Raw genomic sequence first — 16,758 nt, forward strand, 5'->3', positions numbered from 1 at the left:
GTATCGAGCCCGCCCGCACCGCCCGTGTGAAAAGAAACGCCGCCACCTGCCCATCACGCGCAAAACTCCTGCGCGCACACGCAGTGCGCGGGCGTTGTGGGAGGTCAGCGGCGCTTTCTACGCTGGGCGGCGAACACCCCCGCCCCGCGAAAGGAACCCCGCGTGCCCTCCTCGCCGGCTGCCCGACCCCGCCGCTACCTGATGTGCGAACCGCGCCACTTCGACGTCCGGTACGCCATCAACCCCTGGATGCGCGCCGACGCCCCGGTCGACCGGGAGCGGGCCCTCGCCCAGTGGCAGGCCCTCGTCGACACCTACCGGTCGCTCGGCCACACCGTCGAGACGCTCGACCCCGTGCCGGGCCTGCCCGACATGGTGTTCGCCGCCAACGGCGCCGTCGTGGTGGGCGGCCGGGTGTTCGGCTCCCGCTTCCACGCGCCCGAGCGGCGGCCGGAGTCCACCGCGCACCATGCCTGGTTCAAGGAGGCCGGCTTCGACGTGCGGGAGCCCGAGTCCGTGTGCGAGGGCGAGGGCGACCTGGTGCCGGTGGGGCGGGTGATGCTCGCGGGCACCGGTTTCCGCACCAGCGAGGCCGCCCACCGGGAGGCCCAGGAGTACCTGGGCATCGCCACCGTCACCCTGCGCCTGGTGGACCCGTACTTCTACCACCTCGACACGGCGCTGTTCGCCCTCGACGACGAGAACGTCGCCTACTACCCGGAGGCCTTCTCGCCCGGCAGCCGCGAGGTGCTGCGCCGGCTCTACCCGGACGCGGTCCTCGCCGACCGGGAGGACGCCCTCGCCTTCGGGCTCAACTCCGTCTCCGACGGCCGCCACGTGGTCGTCTCGCCCACCGCCACGGGGCTCATCGCCAAGCTCGCCGCACGCGGGTACGAGCCCGTCCCCGTCGACCTCTCCGAGTTCCACAAGTCCGGTGGCAGCGCCAAGTGCTGCACCCAGGAGGTACGTACCGCATGACCGTGACCGCTGCCCAGCCCTCCCAGCCCGCCCAGCCGTCCGGCGGGCGCTCCTCCGCCGAGCTGATCGCGGTGGAGGAGGCGAAGCTCGCGCACAACTACCACCCGCTGCCCGTCGTGGTGGCCCGTGCGCAGGGGGCGCACGTCGAGGACGTCGAGGGCCGCCGCTACCTCGACCTGCTCGCCGGGTACTCGGCCCTGAACTTCGGCCACGGCAACCCGGTGCTGCTGGAGGCCGCCCACCGCCAGCTCGACCGGGTCACGCTGACCTCGCGCGCCTTCCACAACGACCGCCTCGCCGGGTTCGCCGAGTCCCTCGCCGACCTCACGGGCCTCGACACGACGCTGCCGATGAACACCGGCGCCGAGGCCGTCGAGAGCGCCGTCAAGATCGCCCGCAAGTGGGCGTACGAGGTGAAGGGCGTGGCGCCCGGCCAGGCGGAGATCATCGTGGCCGCCGGGAACTTCCACGGCCGGACCACCACCATCGTCAGCTTCTCCGACGACCCGACGGCCCGCACCGGCTTCGGCCCGTTCACCCCCGGCTTCACCACCGTCCCCTACAACGACCTCGCGGCGATCGAGGCGGCGATCGGCGAGAACACGGCCGCCGTCCTCATCGAGCCCATCCAGGGCGAGGCGGGCGTACTGATCCCCGACGACGGCTACCTGGCGGGCGTACGGGAGCTCACCCGGCGCACCGGGACGCTGTTCATCGCCGACGAGATCCAGTCCGGGCTCGGCCGTACCGGCACGACCCTGGCCGTGCAGCACGAGTCGGTCCTGCCGGACCTGCTCCTGCTCGGCAAGGCCCTCGGCGGCGGCATCGTCCCGGTGTCCGCGGTGGTGGGCCGCGCGGACGTCATGGGCGTGCTGCGGCCGGGCGAGCACGGCTCCACCTTCGGCGGCAACCCGCTCGCCGCCGCCGTCGGCTCCGCCGTGGTCGGGCTGCTGGAGACGGGCGAGTACCAGCAGCGCGCCAAGGAGCTCGGCGAGGTCCTGGACGCCCGGCTCGCCGCCCTCGTCGGACGGGGCGTGGTCGCGTACCGGGCCCGCGGCCTGTGGGCGGGCGTCGACATCGACCCGGCCTTCGGGACGGGGCGCGAGATCAGCGAGCGGATGATGGCCGCCGGGGTCCTGGTGAAGGACACCCACGGCTCGACGATCCGCGTCGCACCGCCGCTGTGCATCGAGGAGGAGGACCTGCTGCACGCCCTCGGCGTCCTGGAGGGCGTCCTGGCCGGCTGACCCGCCCCACCCGCCCCGGCGGGTCCTCAGGACCCACCCGCCGAGCCCCCCGCCGCGCCTTCCCCACCCGGACCCCGGTCCGGAGGCGCGGCGGGGCCTCGTCGTTCCCCCAACCCCCTTGGTAGGGTGCGCCGATGCTGAGCGCCAAGCAGATCCAGGTCACCTTCGACTGCGCCGAGCCCGAGCGCCTCGCCCGCTTCTGGTGCGAGGTGCTGGGCTACGTCGTACCGCCGCCGCCGGACGGCTTCGCCACCTGGGACGCGTACCGGGACGCGCAGCCGCCGGAGGAGCGCGACGCGTGGTTCGCCTGCGTCGACCCCTCGGGCGCGGGCCCCCGGCTGTACTTCCAGCGCGTCCCCGAGGGCAAGGCCGCCAAGAACCGGGTGCACCTCGACGTGCGCGTCGCCACCGGGCTCAGCGGGCCGGAGCGCCTCGCCGCCCTGGAGGCCGAGTGCGCCCGCCTGGTCCCGCTCGGCGCGGTCCACGTGCGGACGCTCTACGACGGCGAGGACGCGTGCATCCCCATGCTCGACATCGAGGGCAACGAGTTCTGCCTCGACTGAACGACACCGCCGCCGCCACCCCACGCGCCACGGTTCCGGAGGGGAAGTCGCGCATGACCGTCGCCGTATGGGAGGCAGTCCGGCGCCGGCCCGGACGGTTCCCGGTGTCCGGGTGGGTGCCGCGCTGCTGGGCGTTCCTGCTGGGCGGGACGGTCCTCGGGCTCGTCGTGCTGGTGGTGTTCGCCGCCCTGGTGGCCGCCGGGACCGTCCTGGCCCCGGTGGGCGCCGGACTGCTCCTGCTGCTCGCCGCCGCCCTGCTCGGGTTGCCCGTCGCCGCCCTGGAGCGGCGGCGGTTGCGGCTCGTCGACCCCGAGCCGCCGCCCTCCCCGCACGGCACCCCGCCCCGTGCCGATGCGCCCGCCTGGCTGGGCGCCAGGCTCCGGGAGCGGGCCACCTGGCGGGAGCTCGCGTACACGCTGCTCCTCGGCGTCGTCCTCACCGCCACCGGACTCGGTTTCACCGCCCTGCTCGGCCTGTCGGCGGTCCTCACCGCGACGCCGGTCATCGTGTGGGCCGTCGCCCCCGAGACGGTCATGCTCATCCCCGGCAAGGCCGTCCCGCACCCGCTCGCCGCCCTCCCGGCCACCGCCGTCGGCCTCCTCGGCCTGCTCCTCGCCGCCTACACGGGCGGCCTGCTGGCGGGCGCGCACGTGTGGCTCGCCAAGGCCCTGCTGTCGCCCCGCGACGAGGAACCCAACGGCCGCGTCATCGAACTGACCCGCTCCCGCGCCCGCCTCGCCGACGCCTTCGAAGCCGAGCGCCGCCGCATCGAACGCGACCTCCACGACGGTGCCCAGCAGCAGCTCGTCGCCCTCTCCATGACCCTCGGCCTGGCCGAACTGGAGCTGCGCGGCCACGACTCGCCCGCCGCCCCGCTCGTCACCCGCGCCCGCGCGGAGGCCCGCGGCGCCCTCGACCAGCTCCGCGACCTCGTCCGCGGCATCCACCCCCAGGTCCTCACCGACCACGGACTGCCCGCCGCCGTCACCGAGGTCGCCCTGCGCCACCCGGTACCGGTCACCGTCGACATCGACCTCCCGCACCGGCTGCCCGCGGCCGTCGAGACGACGGCGTACTTCACCGTCACCGAGGCCCTGACCAACGCCGCCAAGCACGGCGGCGCCACCCGCGTCACCGTCACCGGCCGCCTCCGGGGCGACACCCTCCTCCTCACCGTCACCGACGACGGACGCGGAGGCGCCGATCCGGAGGCCGGGACCGGTCTGCAAGGATTGGCCGACCGGCTCGCCATCCTGGGAGGCAGGCTCACCGTGACCAGTCCCGCCGGCGGCCCCACACGGCTGCGTGTGGAGGTGCCGTGCTCCGCGTAGTGCTCGCCGAGGACGCCGTCCTGCTGCGCGCCGGGCTGGTCGAGCTGCTGACCCGCGTCGGACACCGGGTCACCGCCGCCGTCGGGGACGCCGGCGAACTGGCCCGCGCGGTCGACGCCGACCGGCCCGACGTCGTCGTCACCGACGTGCGGATGCCGCCCGGCCACCGCGACGAGGGGCTGAGGGCCGCGCTCGAACTGCGGGCCCGCCACCCCGGCCTGCCCGTGCTGGTGCTCTCGCAGTACGTCGCCACGGCGTACGCGACGCAGCTCCTCGGCGGCGGGGCGTCCGACGGGGGCGGCCTCGGGTACCTGCTGAAGGACCGGGTCGGGGAGGTCGCCGACTTCCTGGACGCGCTCGACCGCGTCGCGGGCGGGCAGACGGTCATCGATCCGGAGGTCGTACGGGTCCTGCTGCGGCAGCGGACCGACGACGAACCGCTGCGGCGGCTCACCCCCCGCGAGCGGGAGGTGCTGGCCCTGATGGCCGAGGGTCTCAACAACCAGGCCATCGCGCGGCGCCTCACCGTCACGGAGGCGTCGGTCGTGAAGCACACCGGCAACATCTTCATGAAGCTGGAGCTCGACCCGGCCGACGGCAACCGCCGCGTCCTCGCGGTCCTCACCCACCTGCGCGGCGACACCGCCGCCTGATCCGCGCTGCCGGCGCACGGCGCCGCCCCGCCGTCCATGCCGTGACCCGCGGCCACCGTCTCGTCGTCAGTCCACATGACTCACGGTCAACGGTGGCCGCGCTGGACCCCACCAGCGGGATGGCGATCTACGGACGCCGCACTCGGCCTGTGCGGAGTACTAGCGCGTGAACGGCCCGTTCGCTCCCTCGCCCCCCAGCACCCGCCGCAGCGTCCCGGCGAACTCCTCGGGCTGCCCGAGGAAGCCGCCGTGGTCACCGGGGAACTCGACCGGCGCTGTGCCGAGCAGTTCGGCCAGCGCCATCGAGGTCGGGTACGTGAGAAGGCCGGCCGAGGCGGCGCCGACGCCGACGACGACACGGGTCGGCCCGCCCGTCAGCGCGGGGATGTCAGGCACGTAGCGGACGGTGCCCCGCAGCTCATGGGCGAAGAAGCGGGCGCTGTCGGCCAGGTCCTGCTCCGAGGGCTCCCCCGGCGGCGGAGTGGGGGCACCGTCCGCGCCGCCGCCGACGTCGAATCCGGCGTTGGCCATGAACTTCACCCACGCCGCCCCCACGCCCTCCCGGTGGAAGGTCTCGATGATGTCGTCGGTCGCGGCGCGCTGCTCAGCGGCATCGGGGAGCAGCTCCAGCAGGGGAGGCTCGTGCGCGACAAGCGTGCGTACCCGCCCAGGATGCCGGGCGACCAACGCGAGCCCTGTCACCGCACCACCGCTGCTGCCGAACACGTCCGCGGACTCGGCTCCGAGGGCGTCCAGGAGAGCGGCAACGTCATCTGCCCGCAGTTCTGGCGTGGAGTCCCGCTCGGGGTCGTCGAGGATGCTGCCCGAGATGCCCCGCGGGTCGTGCGTGACGACGGTGTGGTCGCTCGCGAGCGCATCGGCCAGCGGTGCGAACTCCTGCGCGGCCATCGGCGCTCCCATGACGAGCAGCAGCGGTCCCGCGCCGCGGACTTCGTAGTACAGGCGTGCGCCCGGGACGGTGAGGGTGCGGCTGGTGGTCATGGCGGTCGTCCTTCCCTGAGTGGTCGTCCGCGATCGCGGTGACGGAAGGAGGACTCCCGCCGTCGGGAGAACTCATCGCCCGCTCGCTCCCCGCCCTTGACCACCGCACCGGCTCGTCCTCGCCGACAGGCCGGAACCACCGGCGACGATGCTGACAGCGCCGTGCCCGCACAGCCACCACCGGCGTCGACCAGGGACGTGATCGACGCACAGCCGGAGTACCAGGTCGGTGGAGGTCGCACTTCAGCGGGGCGCCGCGTGCATGACGAAGCAGTGCTCCCGGTGGACGGGTCATCGACCACGGTGGTGCGGTGCGGGCCGGGGTCAGGGGGTGCGGCAGGCCGGGGACGGGACCGTGCGGGGGCGCGGGGGAGTGGGTACGCCCGTGCCGTGCGTCGGGCCCGCCGTTCCGCGGTCGGCCGCCAGCCGGGCGAGTACCGCCAGGGCGACCGGCAGCGCCAGGTACCCGAATCGCCCGGCCGGCGCCAGGAGGAACGCCGCGCACAGTCCGGCGGCGAGCCGGTCGGCGGCCGGCACCAGACCGGACGGCGGCCGTACGAGCAGGGAGACGGCGACGGCCAGCCCCCCGGTCGCCAGCAGGGCCACCGCCGCGTACCAGCCGCCCGCCCCGAGGTCCGCGAGCAGCCGCCCCGGCAGGGGACTGGCCGCCGGGGTCTCCCACGGGCCCCGCCCCGTCGGGAACGCGAACACCTGCGCCACCAGCGGTCCCGGCGCCAGCACCGCGCTCGGCAGGACCACCGCGACGGTGCCGCCGACCGCCACGGCACCCGCCCGTACCGCCGCCCCCGCCCCGCCCCGGTGGGCGAGCAGGGCGACGGCGACCGCCACGGCGGGCCACGCCGTCCACTTCAGGGAGCAGGCCGCGGCCAGCGCCAGCCCGGCCGCGACGGGGCGCCGCCGCGCCGCGTACACCAGGGCCAGGAACAGCAGCCCGGTCAGCGGCAGGTCCACTCCGCTGACGCACAGCGGCAGCGCCACGACCGGCGAGGCGACGAACGTGCCCACGGCGCCCCGCCGCCCCGTCCCGCCCGCCGGCCGCCCGGCCCACCCGGCCCACCCGCCCCTCGCGCGCCCGGCCGCTCCCTCCGCCGGCCGCCCCGCCGACCCGCCCGAGCGCCACCCCGCACCGCCAGGCGCCGGGCCCCCGTGCGCCCGGCCCCGTCGCGCCTCCCGCAGGGCCGCCCACACGCAGCCCAGGAACGCCGCCGCGCACCACAACCGGGCGTCCCCCAGCAGCCGCTGCGGCCGGGCGCCGTCCCCGAGCACGGCGCCCGGCAGCCCGAAGACCGCCATGCCCGGCAGATACGGGGTCACCTCGGCGACCGTGCGCGGGGCCGTCAGATAGGGGTGGGCCTGACGCAGCGTCAGCACGCCCGACCGCTCGATGACGCCCACCTCGCTCTGCGCCCCGCCGCACACCAGCAGGACCAGCAGCGGCACGGCCACCGCGCCCGCCAGCGCCAGGCCGACCGACGGCCGGCCGCACCCCCTCGGCCGCAGCGCGGCGCCCGCCGCGCAGAGGTAGCCGACGGCCGCGCACGCGCCCCAGACCCGGTGCGGCGCGGGGCCCGCGACCAGCGCGAACACCCCCGCCCACCCGGCCGCCGCGAACCACCCGACGGACCACAGCAGTCGGCGGCTTCCGGGGGACTTCGTCAGGTGAGTCGGCACCCGTCCATCACACCGGCCGGGAGCCGACCGGTCATGACGTCCAGGTCGAGACCCGATGGTCGACTCAGGTCGACCGTGCACCCCCGGCCCGCCGGAGGGCTCCGCCCACACGGTCCTGCCTCCGGCCGGGTACGGGGCGCTGCCCCACCGGTCCGCGAACGCCTCGATCAGCGGCGGCCCCCGCCCGCGCTCCCCGCCGTCCGGACATGACGCGTACCGCCCTCGCGGCGGGGCGTGGGTGCCGGGGCTTGCTCGTGGAGTTCGCGGCCCGTCGGTGATGATGTCCCGGAAGGGTGTGACGCGCGAGGGCACGCACGTGGTGCACGTCCCACCACAGCGGTTCGGCCGGTGACGACCGCGCCCGGGCCGCCCCGGGGCGGATCCGTCCACGACCACGACAGGAACGAGCTTCCCATGACCTCCTCCCCCCGCCACGACGCCGACCTCGCCGGGAGGCCGGAGACCCCGCGCGTCCGCCGGGCGACCGCCGCCGACGGCGAGGCCGTCACGGCCGTCTTCCTCGCCTCGCGGGCCGCCGCCCTGCCGTACCTGCCGCGCCTCCACAGCGACGAGCAGACCCGCGCGTGGATCGAGGCCGTCGTCCTGCCCGGCAGCACCGTCTGGGTGGCCGAACTGGGCGACCCGGCCGAGGTCGTCGGCTTCGCCGCCCTCGACGGCACCGTCCTCGACCACCTGTACCTGCGCCCCGACGTGCGGCGCCGGGGGATCGGCACGGCGCTGCTGGAGACCGTACGGGAGGCGTCGCCCGGGAGGTTGTCGCTCCACGTCTTCCAGCGCAACACCGGCGCCCGCGCCTTCTACGAGCGGCACGGCTTCCTCGCGGGCGAGTTCGACGACGGCAGCCGCAACGAGGAGAACGAGCCCGACGTCACCTATCACTGGACGGCCGGCTGACCAGGCCGCCCGCGCCGACGCGGCGACCCGCGCCGAGGGCGTCGCCCGCCTCGCCGGAGCCCTCACGACTCTGCGCCCCGACCCGCGTCCCGACTCTGCGCCCTGACTCTGCGCCCCGACCCGCCGCCCCGGCGGCGCGGACCGGCAGCGCGGACCGGCGGCCGAAACCCGTCGGCGGGGGAGCGGGGGCGCCGTAGCGTCGGGCCCATGGAACACACCACCCGCACCGGCACGCCCGCCTCCGCCCCGTCCCCCGCCCCCGCGGGCACGCCCGCCTCCGCCCCCGCGTCCGCCTACGTCTTCCGGGTCGCACGCCCCGAGGACGGTGACGCCATCGGGGCGGTCGACGGGTCCTTCACCACCGGCACCGTGTTCGAGGTCGCCGCGCGGGAGGACGGCTTCGCGCTGCGGGAGGTGGCCGTGGAACCGCCGCTCACCAAGGTGTTCCCGGACGACGACCCGGAGGACGGGGAGGACGACGGCGGAGACGGGGACGGGGACGCCGATGAGCCGAGGGTGTTCGTGGCCGCCGACGCCGACGGCGTGCTCGCCGGGTACGCCGCCGTCTCGTACTCCGCGTGGAACCGGCGGCTCGTCGTCGAGGACATCGAGGTCGTACCCGCCCACCGGGGGCGCGGCGTGGGGCGCGGGCTGATGGAGCGCGCCGCCGCGTACGCGCGCGAGTGCGGCGCCGCGCACCTGTGGCTGGAGGTGAGCAACGTCAACGCCCCGGCCGTGCGCGCGTACCGCCGGATGGGCTTCACCCTCTGCGGGCTCGACACCACCCTGTACGACGGCACCGCCTCGCGCGGCGAGTTCGCCCTGTACATGAGCAGGCCCTGCTCCTGAGCCCCCGCCCGGCTCCCGTCACGGGGGGCGGCCCCGAGGGGTGGACGGGCTTCGTCCGGGTACTCGTGCCTCTCCCGCCCGCTCCGGAGCGGGGCGGAACGGCTGATCCGGGAGGCGTGAGATGAGCGACCCCATGAGCGACCCGTGGGGCTACCCGACCCCGTCCCAGGCGGAGGGGGAGCGGGAACCGGACGTCCCGGGCGTCGCGGAGCACCCGGACGTGGCCCGTACGACCCCCTCGCAGGCGGAGGGCGAGCGCACGACGGAGGAGCGGGAGACGGCGCCGCCGGACGAGGCGTCCCGCCGCAGTACCGGTCCCTGACCGGCCCGGGGTCCGACCGACCGGACCCCGACCGGACCCGACCGGTTCCCGACCGGTCCCGGCCGCGGCCCGGACCGGCCTGGCCGCCGCCTTCGGGCCCCGTACCTCGCCGGTCCTCCGGCTGCCGTCCGTGGCGCCCGGCGCGCCGGGCGGTGGCCCTGGCGCTCGGCGCTCACGACCCGTGGGGGCTCAGGTCCCGCCCGTGGCGCCCCGGCCCCGAGGCATCCGCCCCCACGCGCCCCCGCACCCCGTCCCGCCCGTGCCGGACCGCGGCGGGGGCCACCGCGCCGGGTCCCCGCTCAGATCTCGCAGGCGACCTCGGTGTCCGCTCCGGCCTCGCCGTCGCAGTCGTCCGTACCCGCCGCCCCGTCCGCGCGGTCGTCGGCGGGGCCGCCGCGCAGCACGTCGTCGCCCTCCCCGCCGTCCAGGCGGTCGGCGGCGCCCCCCGCCCGCGCCGACTCGCCGGTCCCGCCGGCGCCGTCCGCCCGCACGTCGACGTTGTCGCCGAACAGCCGGTCGTTCCCGCCCCGGCCCTCCACCAGGTCCTCGCCGCCCGTCGCCCCCGCCGGGTCGCCGTACGCACTGTCGCCGGCCAGCACGTACTCCTCCGCCGCACCGCCCAGCACCCGGTCGTCGCCCGACCCGGCGGCCGTGCCCCGAGGCGCGTGGTGGTCGCCCCAGGCCCCGTACCCGCCGTCCTCGCCGAGGTCCACGAAGTCGTCCCCGCCCGCGCCCCGCGCGTCGCCCGCGAGGACCGCGCAGTCCCCGGTGGCGTCGCCGTACTCGCCGGGCCCCTCCCGCAGTACGTCGTCACCGGCGCCCGACGCCCCGTACAGGCCCCACGAGTCGCCCACCAGGCTGTCGTGCCCCTCGTCGCCCTCCAGTACGTCGTCGGCGCCGCCGGCCGCGGTGTCGCCCCGGCTGTCCCCGACCAGGGTGTCGTCGTCCGTTCCGCCCTCCAGCACGTCCTCGGCGGCGCCGGACGCGGCGCCCTGCGCGGCGTAGGCGTCGCCGACCAGCAGGTCCACACCGGCGCCGCCGCTCAGCCGGTCGGCGCCCGCCGGTCCGGCCGCGTCGCCGGTCCGCGCCCCGTGGTCGCCCACCAGCACGTCGTGCCCGGCCCCGCCGTCCAGCCGGTCGCTCCCGGCCTCCCCGAACAGGCGGTCGTCGCCCGGTCCGCCCGTGATCCGGTCGTCGCCGCCACCGCCACAGACCACGTCGTCGCCCCCGCCGCCGTCGATGACGTCCGGGCCCGGCGTGCCCACGATCACGTCGTCACCGGGCGTGCCCTCCGTGCCGGTGGTCGTGGCGGCCACACCGAAGCAGGTCCGCGCCTCGGCGGCGCCCGCGCCCGGCGCCGTGAGGCCGGTGAGCGCGGACGCGGCGGCGAGCTGGACGCAGACGATGAGGAGGGCGGCGGCCCGGCGGCCGGGTCTCCCGCGCTGCACGCGTGGCATGGTTCGCTCCTTGGGTGGTGTGGCTGGTGGGGTGGTGTGGACGACGGGGTGCCGGAGGGACGGGCGGAGACGGGGGTGACAGGAGACGTGGAGTGCCGGAGGGACGGGGGTGCCGGAGGGACGGGGGTGCCGGAGGGTCGGGGGAGACGGGTGTGACAGGGGGACGGGTGGACGATCCGCGGGGATCTCTTCCAGCCGTGGAGCGCGCCACGCCGTCTGTCCGGCGTTTTCATCCGTTCAGATAATGATCGGATCATGCGTCCGTGTGCGCGGGCGTCCCGCCGGGGCGCCCGCACCGTGCCGAGGGGGAACCGAACGCCCGTGATCGACCTGCTGCTGCCGCCCGAGGTGTCCGTCGCCGAGGCGTTCCACGACCCGCCGGACCTGCCGCTGCTCGGCACCGAGCCGGAGGAGGTGAGCCGGGCGGTCGAGAAGCGGCGCCGGGAGTTCACGACCGTCCGCTGGTGCGCGCGGCGGGCGCTCGCCGGGCTCGGGGTCGGGCCGGTGCCCATACCGCGCGGCGAGCGCGGGGCGCCCGTGTGGCCGGACCGGATCGTCGGCAGCATGACGCACTGCCACGGCTACCGTGCGGCGGCCGTGGCACGCGACACGGACCTGCGGGCCCTGGGGATCGACGCCGAGGAGCATCAGCCGCTGCCGGAGGGAGTCCTGCGCCTGGTCGCGTCGGAGACCGAGCGGGCGCACCTCGCGGAGCTGGCCCGGCACCAGCCGGACGTGCACTGGGACCGGCTGCTGTTCAGCGCCAAGGAGTCGGTGTACAAGGCGTGGTTCCCGCTGGCCCGCCGATGGCTCGGCCACGAGGACGCGGAGCTGGTCTTCGCGGTGGAGGGGACGTTCGCGGCGCGGCTGCACCAGCGCGACCCGGCCGTCCCGGCGGAGGGCTTCACGGGGCGCTGGGCGGTCGACGGGCCCCTGGCGGCCACGGTGGTGACCGTACCGCTGCCGTGACGCCCGGTACCGGGCCGATACCCGGCCGATCCGGTGAGCGTGCGGGGACGGGCCGCCCGCCGCGCCCGCCGCCCGCCGCGCCCCCGGCCGCCCGCCGTCCCGGCCGCGTGGGCCGGCCGGGGCGGCGGGCTCACCCCCCGGCGGGAGCCACCCGGGCGGCGCCGGCCTCGGCCTCCGCGCCGGCCTCCGCCCCGGTCTCGGGCGCCGTCCCGGCCTGGGCCAGCCGGGCCCTGAGCGCGGCGTTCTCCTCCTCCAGCAGCGTGATGCGCTTGCGGGCGAAGTACAGCTCCATCACCGCGTCATGGAACTCCGCGACAAGCTGGTCGGGGGTCAGGTGCATGGTGTCGGTCTCCGGTCTCCGGTCGTACGGGAAGCGGGCGGGGCGGACCGCGCGGCGCGCCGCGCGGGGGCGGGGGCTCAGGCAGGGGCGATGCGGGTGACCGTGTGGGGGCCGCGCCACATCAGGGCGCCGTTCTCCGCGTACAGCACCCCGCCGCCGCGTGAGTCGACACCCGTCGGGGCCGCGGCGGCGTCGGTGACGCGGACCAGGCCCTCGACCATCAGGGCCGACGGGGTGCCCGGCCGCTGCACCACGTGCAGCTGCGACCACGGGTTCGCGCCGATGTCCATGCCGATGCCGACCCGGCCGCTGCCCTTGACGACGAAGTCGTCGCGGCCGTTGTTGCGCAGGCAGATCAGATTGCCCTGGGTGGGGCCGTTCGCCGCGTTCAGGAAGATGCCCTGGGCGGCCGTCCCCGCCACGGTGAGGTCGATCGACACGGCCGAGGCGCCCGCGTCGGACCCGTCCGCCGCGCCCACGTGCGTGATCTTCACCGTGCCGCGCTGGGCCCGCTCGTGGCCCTTGACGTAGACGGTCGAGTCGTCGGGGTTGTCCGAGACGATGTTCAGGGCGACGCCCTTGCCCGAGGTGGCGGCCTGGTGGACCGTCACCGCGTGCTCGGTCGTCGAGGTGGTTCTGAAGAAGCCCGAGTTGACCGTCGAGTCCGTGCTGAACCTCGGCGCCACGACCGGCCCGTCGAAGACCGTGGTCTCGCCCGCCGCCTCCGCCGCCACCGCATCGCCGCCGGCTTCGGCCGCCACCGCATCGCCCCCGGCCGCGACGGTCACCGCGCCCGCCGTGAACCCGCCGAGGAACAGCCTTCGTGTCACGCCCATGTGTCCCGCGTCCTCTCCCTGGTACGTGGCCTGCCGTTCGGCATCCAGGGTGGGGACTACGGTGAACCCCGTTTGGTTGTACGGGAGTCGGGGGCGCCGGGCCCAACGGGCACACGAGCACCGCGACACCCCCGGCACGCGGTCACCGACGTACGATCACCGGCACTCGGTCACCGGTCACCGGTGGCGGGTCGGGCGGAGGCGCGCCGGTACGGCGAGACCGGCCAGTACCCCGAGCACCTCCTCGTCCCCCACCTGCTCGAAGTCCTCGTACCAGAGCCCGACCGCCCGGAAGTCGGCCGGCTGGGAGAGGCACACCAGGTCGTCCACCTCCGTCCGCAGTTCGGCCACCGCCCGGCGGTCGCCCACCGGAACGGCCAGCACCAGCCGCTCGGGCTCCTCTTCCCGCAGCAGCCGCGCCGCCGCGCGCGCCGTGACGCCCGTCGCCAGCCCGTCGTCCACCAGGACGACCGCCCGGCCCCGCAGGTCCGGGGCCGGGGCGCCCCGCCGGTACAGGGCCTCCCGCCGGTGCAGTTCGGTGCGCTCCCGCGCCACGTCCGCCCCCAGCTCGTCCGGGGTGATGCCGAGCATCCGCAGCGCCCGCCCGTCGAAGAGGGGCGGGGCCTCCCCGGCGATGGCGCCGATCCCCACCTCCGGGCGGCCGGGCGCGCCGATCTTCCGTACGACCAGCACGTCCAGCGGGGCGTCGAGCGCGCGCGCCACCTGTGCCCCGACCGGGACCCCGCCCCGCGGCAGGGCGATGACGACCGGGTCCGGCCAGTCCTGACCGGCCGCCCGCTCCCGTACCGACTCACCGAGCAGGCGCCCGGCGTCGCGCCGGTCCTCGAACCGCACATCCATCACCGGTGACCTCCTCCATCGGGCCGCGCGGGCGCGTCGAACGTGTCGCCGCCCGGCCGCCGGAACCACTCGCGTGCCGCGCGGATCACATGGTCGAGCGCGCCCGGCTCCTCGAAGAGGTGCCCGGCCCCCGGCACGACCTCCACGCGGTGTGCGACCCTCAGCCGCTCGGCGGCCTCCCGGTTCAGGCGCAGGACCTCCGGGTCGTCGCCGCCGACGATCAGAAGTACGGGCGCCGCGACCCCGGCCAGCGCGTCCCCGGCCAGATCGGGGCGCCCGCCCCTCGACACGACCGACCGCACCCGCAGCGGCCGCTCCGCCGCCGCCCGCAGCGCCGCCGCGGCGCCCGTACTGGCACCGAACAGGCCGATTCCCAGCGACCGCGTCGCCGGTTCGCTCTCCAGCCAGTCGACGGCGGAGACGACCCTCCCGGCCAGCAGGTCGATGTCGAACCGGTACTCGGCGGTCAGCAGATCGTGCCGCTCCTCCCGCTCGGTGAGCAGGTCCATCAGCAGTGTGCCCATGCCCGCCTTCTGGAGCGCCGCGGCGACGGCCCGGTTGCGCGGGCTGTGCCGTGAGCTGCCGCTGCCGTGCGCGAACACCACCATGGTCGGGGCGGACGTGGGCAGGGCCAGGTCTCCGTGCAGTGCGGAGCCGTCGGCGGCGGGCAGGACGACCTCTTCCAGAATCACCTGGGGCCTCCCTCCTCCTCCGCCCCGAGTGCTCCCCGCACCCGCCCCCAAACACCTCTGCGGACCCCTGCCGGCCCCGCGCTCCCCGCGTCCCTCACCGGGGCCCTACGTCCCTGACCGCCCCGCCGCGCCCACGGCCGCTACAGCCCCTTACCGGCCCCTCCACGTGTCTCAAGCCCTCACGGCCCTTACGGGGGCTCCACGGCCCTTACGGCCCCTACGGGGCTCTACGGCCCTTACGGGGCTCCACGGCCCCTACGGGTTTCCATGGCCCCTACGGCTCACCACAGCTTCTACGGGTCACCACAGCCCCCACGGGCCGTGCATCTCCCGCAGGCCCCGTCCGCAGCCCACACCACCCAGGAGCAGAGGGTGTCCCGGCCGGGGTGGGCTCGTTGACGCGGGTACGAGGGCGTTCTACTTTCGGCCCTGGGCGAAAGTCGACGAGAGGGGCACCGCATGAGCAGCGGGTACGCGTGGCTGCGGCCCACCGCCGAGGAGCACGTCGGCTGGGACGTGGACGTGCTGTACGGACCCTGGCCCCGGCACCCCCGCGACACGACCCTGCCCGAGGTCCGGGCCCGCCTCGCCGCCTCGCCCGTCGCGGGCGCCCTCGCGCTCTCCACACGCGGCCCCCTCTTCGACGACGCGGGGGGCAACGCGGAGACCCTCCGCGATCTCGCCGGATGCCCCGAGCTGCTCCCCGTCGGCACCGTCGACGTGCGTGACGCCCTCACCGCCGAGGCCCGCCTGGACGAGCTGGCCGACGCGGACGTCCGGTTCCTGCGCCTGTTCACCGTCGACCAGGGCGCCGAGCCGGACTTCCCCGGCTACCGCAGGGTCGTCCGGCTCGCCGTCGAGCGCGGCATGGTCCTCCTCCACGACGGGGACCCGCGCCGCTTCGGGCCACCGCTCACCGGGCTCGGCGCCGACGTCGTGTTCCTCGACCTCCATGCGTACGTCCTCGCCGACTTCCTCCTCCTGACCCGCGGTGAACCGGGCTTCCGGGGCACCACGCGGATGCTGTCCGGCCCCGACTCCATCGAGCGGGTCGTGGAGTACGCGGGCGCCCGCCACCTCGTCTTCGGGTCGCGGACGCCGTTCATGGACATCTCGCCCCAGACGCTGAAGCTGCGGTACGCCGACATCTCCGCGGACGACCGGGCCGCGATCGCCACCGAGAACGTCGAGGAGATGCTCGCCTGATGCCGATCATCGATGTGCACGCCCACGTGGGCCACTGGCCGTTCCACCTGACGTCGGGCGACGCCGACACGAACCTGGCGCAGATGGACCGGTACGGCATCGACCTGCAGATCGTCTCCGCCTCCGAGGCCGTCGTCCTGGACGCCGTCGCGGGGAACGCCGCCCTCCACAAGGCGCTCGCCACCCGGCCGAGGCTCCTCGGGTACGCGGTGGTCAACCCCAACCGCATCGAGGAGAGCGCCGCCGACTTGCGCCGGTGCCTCGACAGCGGGCGGTTCGTCGGCGCGAAGATCCACACCACGTATCCGGGCCGGCTGCCGGGCTCCCCGGAGATGGCCGCCGCCTTCGACGTGGTCGCCGAGGCGGGCGTGCCGCTGCTGCTGCACACCTGGGGGAGCGAGGTCACCCTCCTGCCCGAGCTGGTCGAGGCGCGTCCCGGGCTGCGCGTCATCCTCGGGCACGCGGGCGGCGACGCCTGGCGCGAGGCGGCGCACGCCGCGGCCGCCTGCGACCGGCTGTACCTGGAGCACTGCCGTACCGCCACCGACGCCGGGCGCATCGCGTACGCCCGCGAGGCCGGAGTGCCCGTCGAGCGGCTGCTGTTCGGCACGGACGCCACGCTCATCGACCCGTGCGTCTCGCTCGGTGTCATCCGCGACGCGCACTTCACCGAAGCCGAGCTCGAGCACGTGCTGTGGCGCAACGCCGCCCGCCTCTTCGCGCTGGACGTCTGAATCCCCGCGGAATCTCTACGGGCCGTAGTCGAGGCGTAAGGGCTGAGTGACAGGCGCTGTTGACGTCTATTCAAATAGCGCCCGGCTTTATCTCGATTGGATTACGACATC

The 16,758-nt window shown here is 75.8% G+C and carries 18 protein-coding genes; 11 read left to right on the forward strand and 7 right to left on the reverse strand.

Annotated elements, in window-relative coordinates; genetic code table 11:
* Window positions 1–162: 162 nt before the first annotated feature.
* The 5 genes from ddaH to CP974_RS24425 all read left to right on the forward strand — a co-directional run bounded on the left by ddaH (window position 163) and on the right by CP974_RS24425 (window position 4,772).
* Window positions 163–978 (forward strand): dimethylargininase, encoded by an 816-nt coding sequence (ddaH, locus tag CP974_RS24405; RefSeq protein WP_031128728.1) that lies wholly within the window; start codon window positions 163–165, stop codon window positions 976–978.
* Window positions 975–2,225, forward strand: coding sequence for an ornithine--oxo-acid transaminase (gene rocD, locus CP974_RS24410; protein WP_037936560.1), 1,251 nt, complete (start codon window positions 975–977; stop codon window positions 2,223–2,225). Before ddaH ends, rocD begins: the two co-directional genes overlap by 4 nt.
* A gap of 134 nt (window positions 2,226–2,359) precedes the next feature.
* The gene (locus CP974_RS24415; RefSeq protein ID WP_031136454.1) at window positions 2,360–2,788 is read left to right on the forward strand and encodes a VOC family protein; all 429 of its coding nucleotides are present in this window, start codon (window positions 2,360–2,362) and stop codon (window positions 2,786–2,788) included.
* Window positions 2,789–2,841: 53 nt separating this feature from the next.
* Window positions 2,842–4,119 carry a sensor histidine kinase gene (locus CP974_RS24420; RefSeq protein WP_031136453.1) on the forward strand — a complete coding sequence of 426 codons (1,278 nt, stop codon included), beginning with the start codon at window positions 2,842–2,844 and terminating at the stop codon, window positions 4,117–4,119.
* Window positions 4,107–4,772: a response regulator gene (locus CP974_RS24425; RefSeq protein WP_031136451.1), complete on the forward strand. Its 666-nt coding sequence runs from the start codon at window positions 4,107–4,109 to the stop codon at window positions 4,770–4,772. Before CP974_RS24420 ends, CP974_RS24425 begins: the two co-directional genes overlap by 13 nt.
* Before the next feature lie 159 nt (window positions 4,773–4,931).
* Here the strand turns inward: CP974_RS24425 and CP974_RS24430 are convergent, their stop codons facing one another.
* The gene (locus CP974_RS24430; RefSeq protein WP_031136449.1) at window positions 4,932–5,774 is read right to left on the reverse strand and encodes an alpha/beta fold hydrolase; all 843 of its coding nucleotides are present in this window, start codon (window positions 5,772–5,774) and stop codon (window positions 4,932–4,934) included.
* Between the two features lie 324 nt (window positions 5,775–6,098).
* Window positions 6,099–7,424 carry a hypothetical protein gene (locus CP974_RS30480; RefSeq protein WP_308425531.1) on the reverse strand — a complete coding sequence of 442 codons (1,326 nt, stop codon included), beginning with the start codon at window positions 7,422–7,424 and terminating at the stop codon, window positions 6,099–6,101.
* 456 nt (window positions 7,425–7,880) lie between these two features.
* Here CP974_RS30480 and CP974_RS24445 point away from each other — a divergent pair, with 456 nt between their 5' ends.
* The 3 genes from CP974_RS24445 to CP974_RS24455 all read left to right on the forward strand — a co-directional run bounded on the left by CP974_RS24445 (window position 7,881) and on the right by CP974_RS24455 (window position 9,552).
* Window positions 7,881–8,381 carry a GNAT family N-acetyltransferase gene (locus CP974_RS24445; protein ID WP_031136302.1) on the forward strand — a complete coding sequence of 167 codons (501 nt, stop codon included), beginning with the start codon at window positions 7,881–7,883 and terminating at the stop codon, window positions 8,379–8,381.
* Between the two features lie 207 nt (window positions 8,382–8,588).
* Complete coding sequence (locus CP974_RS24450; protein ID WP_078915895.1) at window positions 8,589–9,230, forward strand: GNAT family N-acetyltransferase; 642 nt, start codon at window positions 8,589–8,591, stop codon at window positions 9,228–9,230.
* Window positions 9,231–9,363: 133 nt separating this feature from the next.
* The gene (locus CP974_RS24455; RefSeq protein WP_051840034.1) at window positions 9,364–9,552 is read left to right on the forward strand and encodes a hypothetical protein; all 189 of its coding nucleotides are present in this window, start codon (window positions 9,364–9,366) and stop codon (window positions 9,550–9,552) included.
* 299 nt (window positions 9,553–9,851) lie between these two features.
* On the opposite strand, the gene CP974_RS24460 is transcribed toward CP974_RS24455, so the two are convergent.
* Entirely contained in the window at window positions 9,852–11,009 is a 1,158-nt protein-coding gene (locus CP974_RS24460; RefSeq protein ID WP_051840029.1) for a calcium-binding protein, read from the reverse strand.
* A gap of 321 nt (window positions 11,010–11,330) precedes the next feature.
* On the opposite strand from CP974_RS24460, the gene CP974_RS24465 reads away from it, so the two are divergent.
* Window positions 11,331–11,978: a 4'-phosphopantetheinyl transferase family protein gene (locus tag CP974_RS24465; protein WP_031136308.1), complete on the forward strand. Its 648-nt coding sequence runs from the start codon at window positions 11,331–11,333 to the stop codon at window positions 11,976–11,978.
* Window positions 11,979–12,108: 130 nt separating this feature from the next.
* Here the strand turns inward: CP974_RS24465 and CP974_RS24470 are convergent, their stop codons facing one another.
* From CP974_RS24470 to CP974_RS24485, 4 genes are all read right to left on the reverse strand, one after another.
* Window positions 12,109–12,318: a hypothetical protein gene (locus tag CP974_RS24470; protein WP_037939162.1), complete on the reverse strand. Its 210-nt coding sequence runs from the start codon at window positions 12,316–12,318 to the stop codon at window positions 12,109–12,111.
* A 77-nt stretch (window positions 12,319–12,395) separates the two neighbouring features.
* On the reverse strand, window positions 12,396–13,154 hold the full coding sequence (locus CP974_RS24475) for a hyaluronoglucosaminidase (RefSeq protein WP_031135485.1): 759 nt from the start codon (window positions 13,152–13,154) through the stop codon (window positions 12,396–12,398).
* Between the two features lie 177 nt (window positions 13,155–13,331).
* Window positions 13,332–14,009, reverse strand: a complete 678-nt coding sequence (locus CP974_RS24480) for a phosphoribosyltransferase (RefSeq protein WP_051839926.1) — start codon at window positions 14,007–14,009, stop codon at window positions 13,332–13,334.
* Window positions 14,010–14,014: 5 nt separating this feature from the next.
* Window positions 14,015–14,704, reverse strand: coding sequence for a dienelactone hydrolase family protein (locus CP974_RS24485; RefSeq protein ID WP_373276724.1), 690 nt, complete (start codon window positions 14,702–14,704; stop codon window positions 14,015–14,017).
* A 462-nt stretch (window positions 14,705–15,166) separates the two neighbouring features.
* On the opposite strand from CP974_RS24485, the gene CP974_RS24490 reads away from it, so the two are divergent.
* Together CP974_RS24490 and CP974_RS24495 are read left to right on the forward strand one after the other, a co-directional pair.
* Entirely contained in the window at window positions 15,167–15,913 is a 747-nt protein-coding gene (locus CP974_RS24490) for a hypothetical protein (RefSeq protein WP_031135480.1), read from the forward strand.
* Entirely contained in the window at window positions 15,913–16,647 is a 735-nt protein-coding gene (locus CP974_RS24495) for an amidohydrolase family protein (protein ID WP_031135478.1), read from the forward strand. Before CP974_RS24490 ends, CP974_RS24495 begins: the two co-directional genes overlap by 1 nt.
* Window positions 16,648–16,758 lie beyond the last annotated feature (111 nt).

The sequence above is a fragment of the Streptomyces fradiae ATCC 10745 = DSM 40063 genome (assembly GCF_008704425.1).
In the GTDB taxonomy this organism is placed as follows: Bacteria; Actinomycetota; Actinomycetes; order Streptomycetales; family Streptomycetaceae; genus Streptomyces; species Streptomyces fradiae.

What these genes read in the sequence shown, in the direction of transcription:
- rocD (WP_037936560.1), top strand. Translation starts at nt 975, where the DNA reads ATGACCGTGACCGCTGCCCAGCCCTCCCAGCCCGCCCAGCCGTCCGGC.
- CP974_RS24470 (WP_037939162.1), bottom strand. Translation starts at nt 12,318, where the DNA reads ATGCACCTGACCCCCGACCAGCTTGTCGCGGAGTTCCATGACGCGGTG.
- CP974_RS24450 (WP_078915895.1), top strand. Translation starts at nt 8,589, where the DNA reads ATGGAACACACCACCCGCACCGGCACGCCCGCCTCCGCCCCGTCCCCC.
- CP974_RS24415 (WP_031136454.1), top strand. Translation starts at nt 2,360, where the DNA reads ATGCTGAGCGCCAAGCAGATCCAGGTCACCTTCGACTGCGCCGAGCCC.
- CP974_RS24445 (WP_031136302.1), top strand. Translation starts at nt 7,881, where the DNA reads ATGACCTCCTCCCCCCGCCACGACGCCGACCTCGCCGGGAGGCCGGAG.
- CP974_RS24495 (WP_031135478.1), top strand. Translation starts at nt 15,913, where the DNA reads ATGCCGATCATCGATGTGCACGCCCACGTGGGCCACTGGCCGTTCCAC.
- CP974_RS24490 (WP_031135480.1), top strand. Translation starts at nt 15,167, where the DNA reads ATGAGCAGCGGGTACGCGTGGCTGCGGCCCACCGCCGAGGAGCACGTC.
- CP974_RS24430 (WP_031136449.1), bottom strand. Translation starts at nt 5,774, where the DNA reads ATGACCACCAGCCGCACCCTCACCGTCCCGGGCGCACGCCTGTACTAC.
- CP974_RS24475 (WP_031135485.1), bottom strand. Translation starts at nt 13,154, where the DNA reads ATGGGCGTGACACGAAGGCTGTTCCTCGGCGGGTTCACGGCGGGCGCG.
- CP974_RS24420 (WP_031136453.1), top strand. Translation starts at nt 2,842, where the DNA reads ATGACCGTCGCCGTATGGGAGGCAGTCCGGCGCCGGCCCGGACGGTTC.
- CP974_RS24455 (WP_051840034.1), top strand. Translation starts at nt 9,364, where the DNA reads ATGAGCGACCCGTGGGGCTACCCGACCCCGTCCCAGGCGGAGGGGGAG.
- CP974_RS24460 (WP_051840029.1), bottom strand. Translation starts at nt 11,009, where the DNA reads ATGCCACGCGTGCAGCGCGGGAGACCCGGCCGCCGGGCCGCCGCCCTC.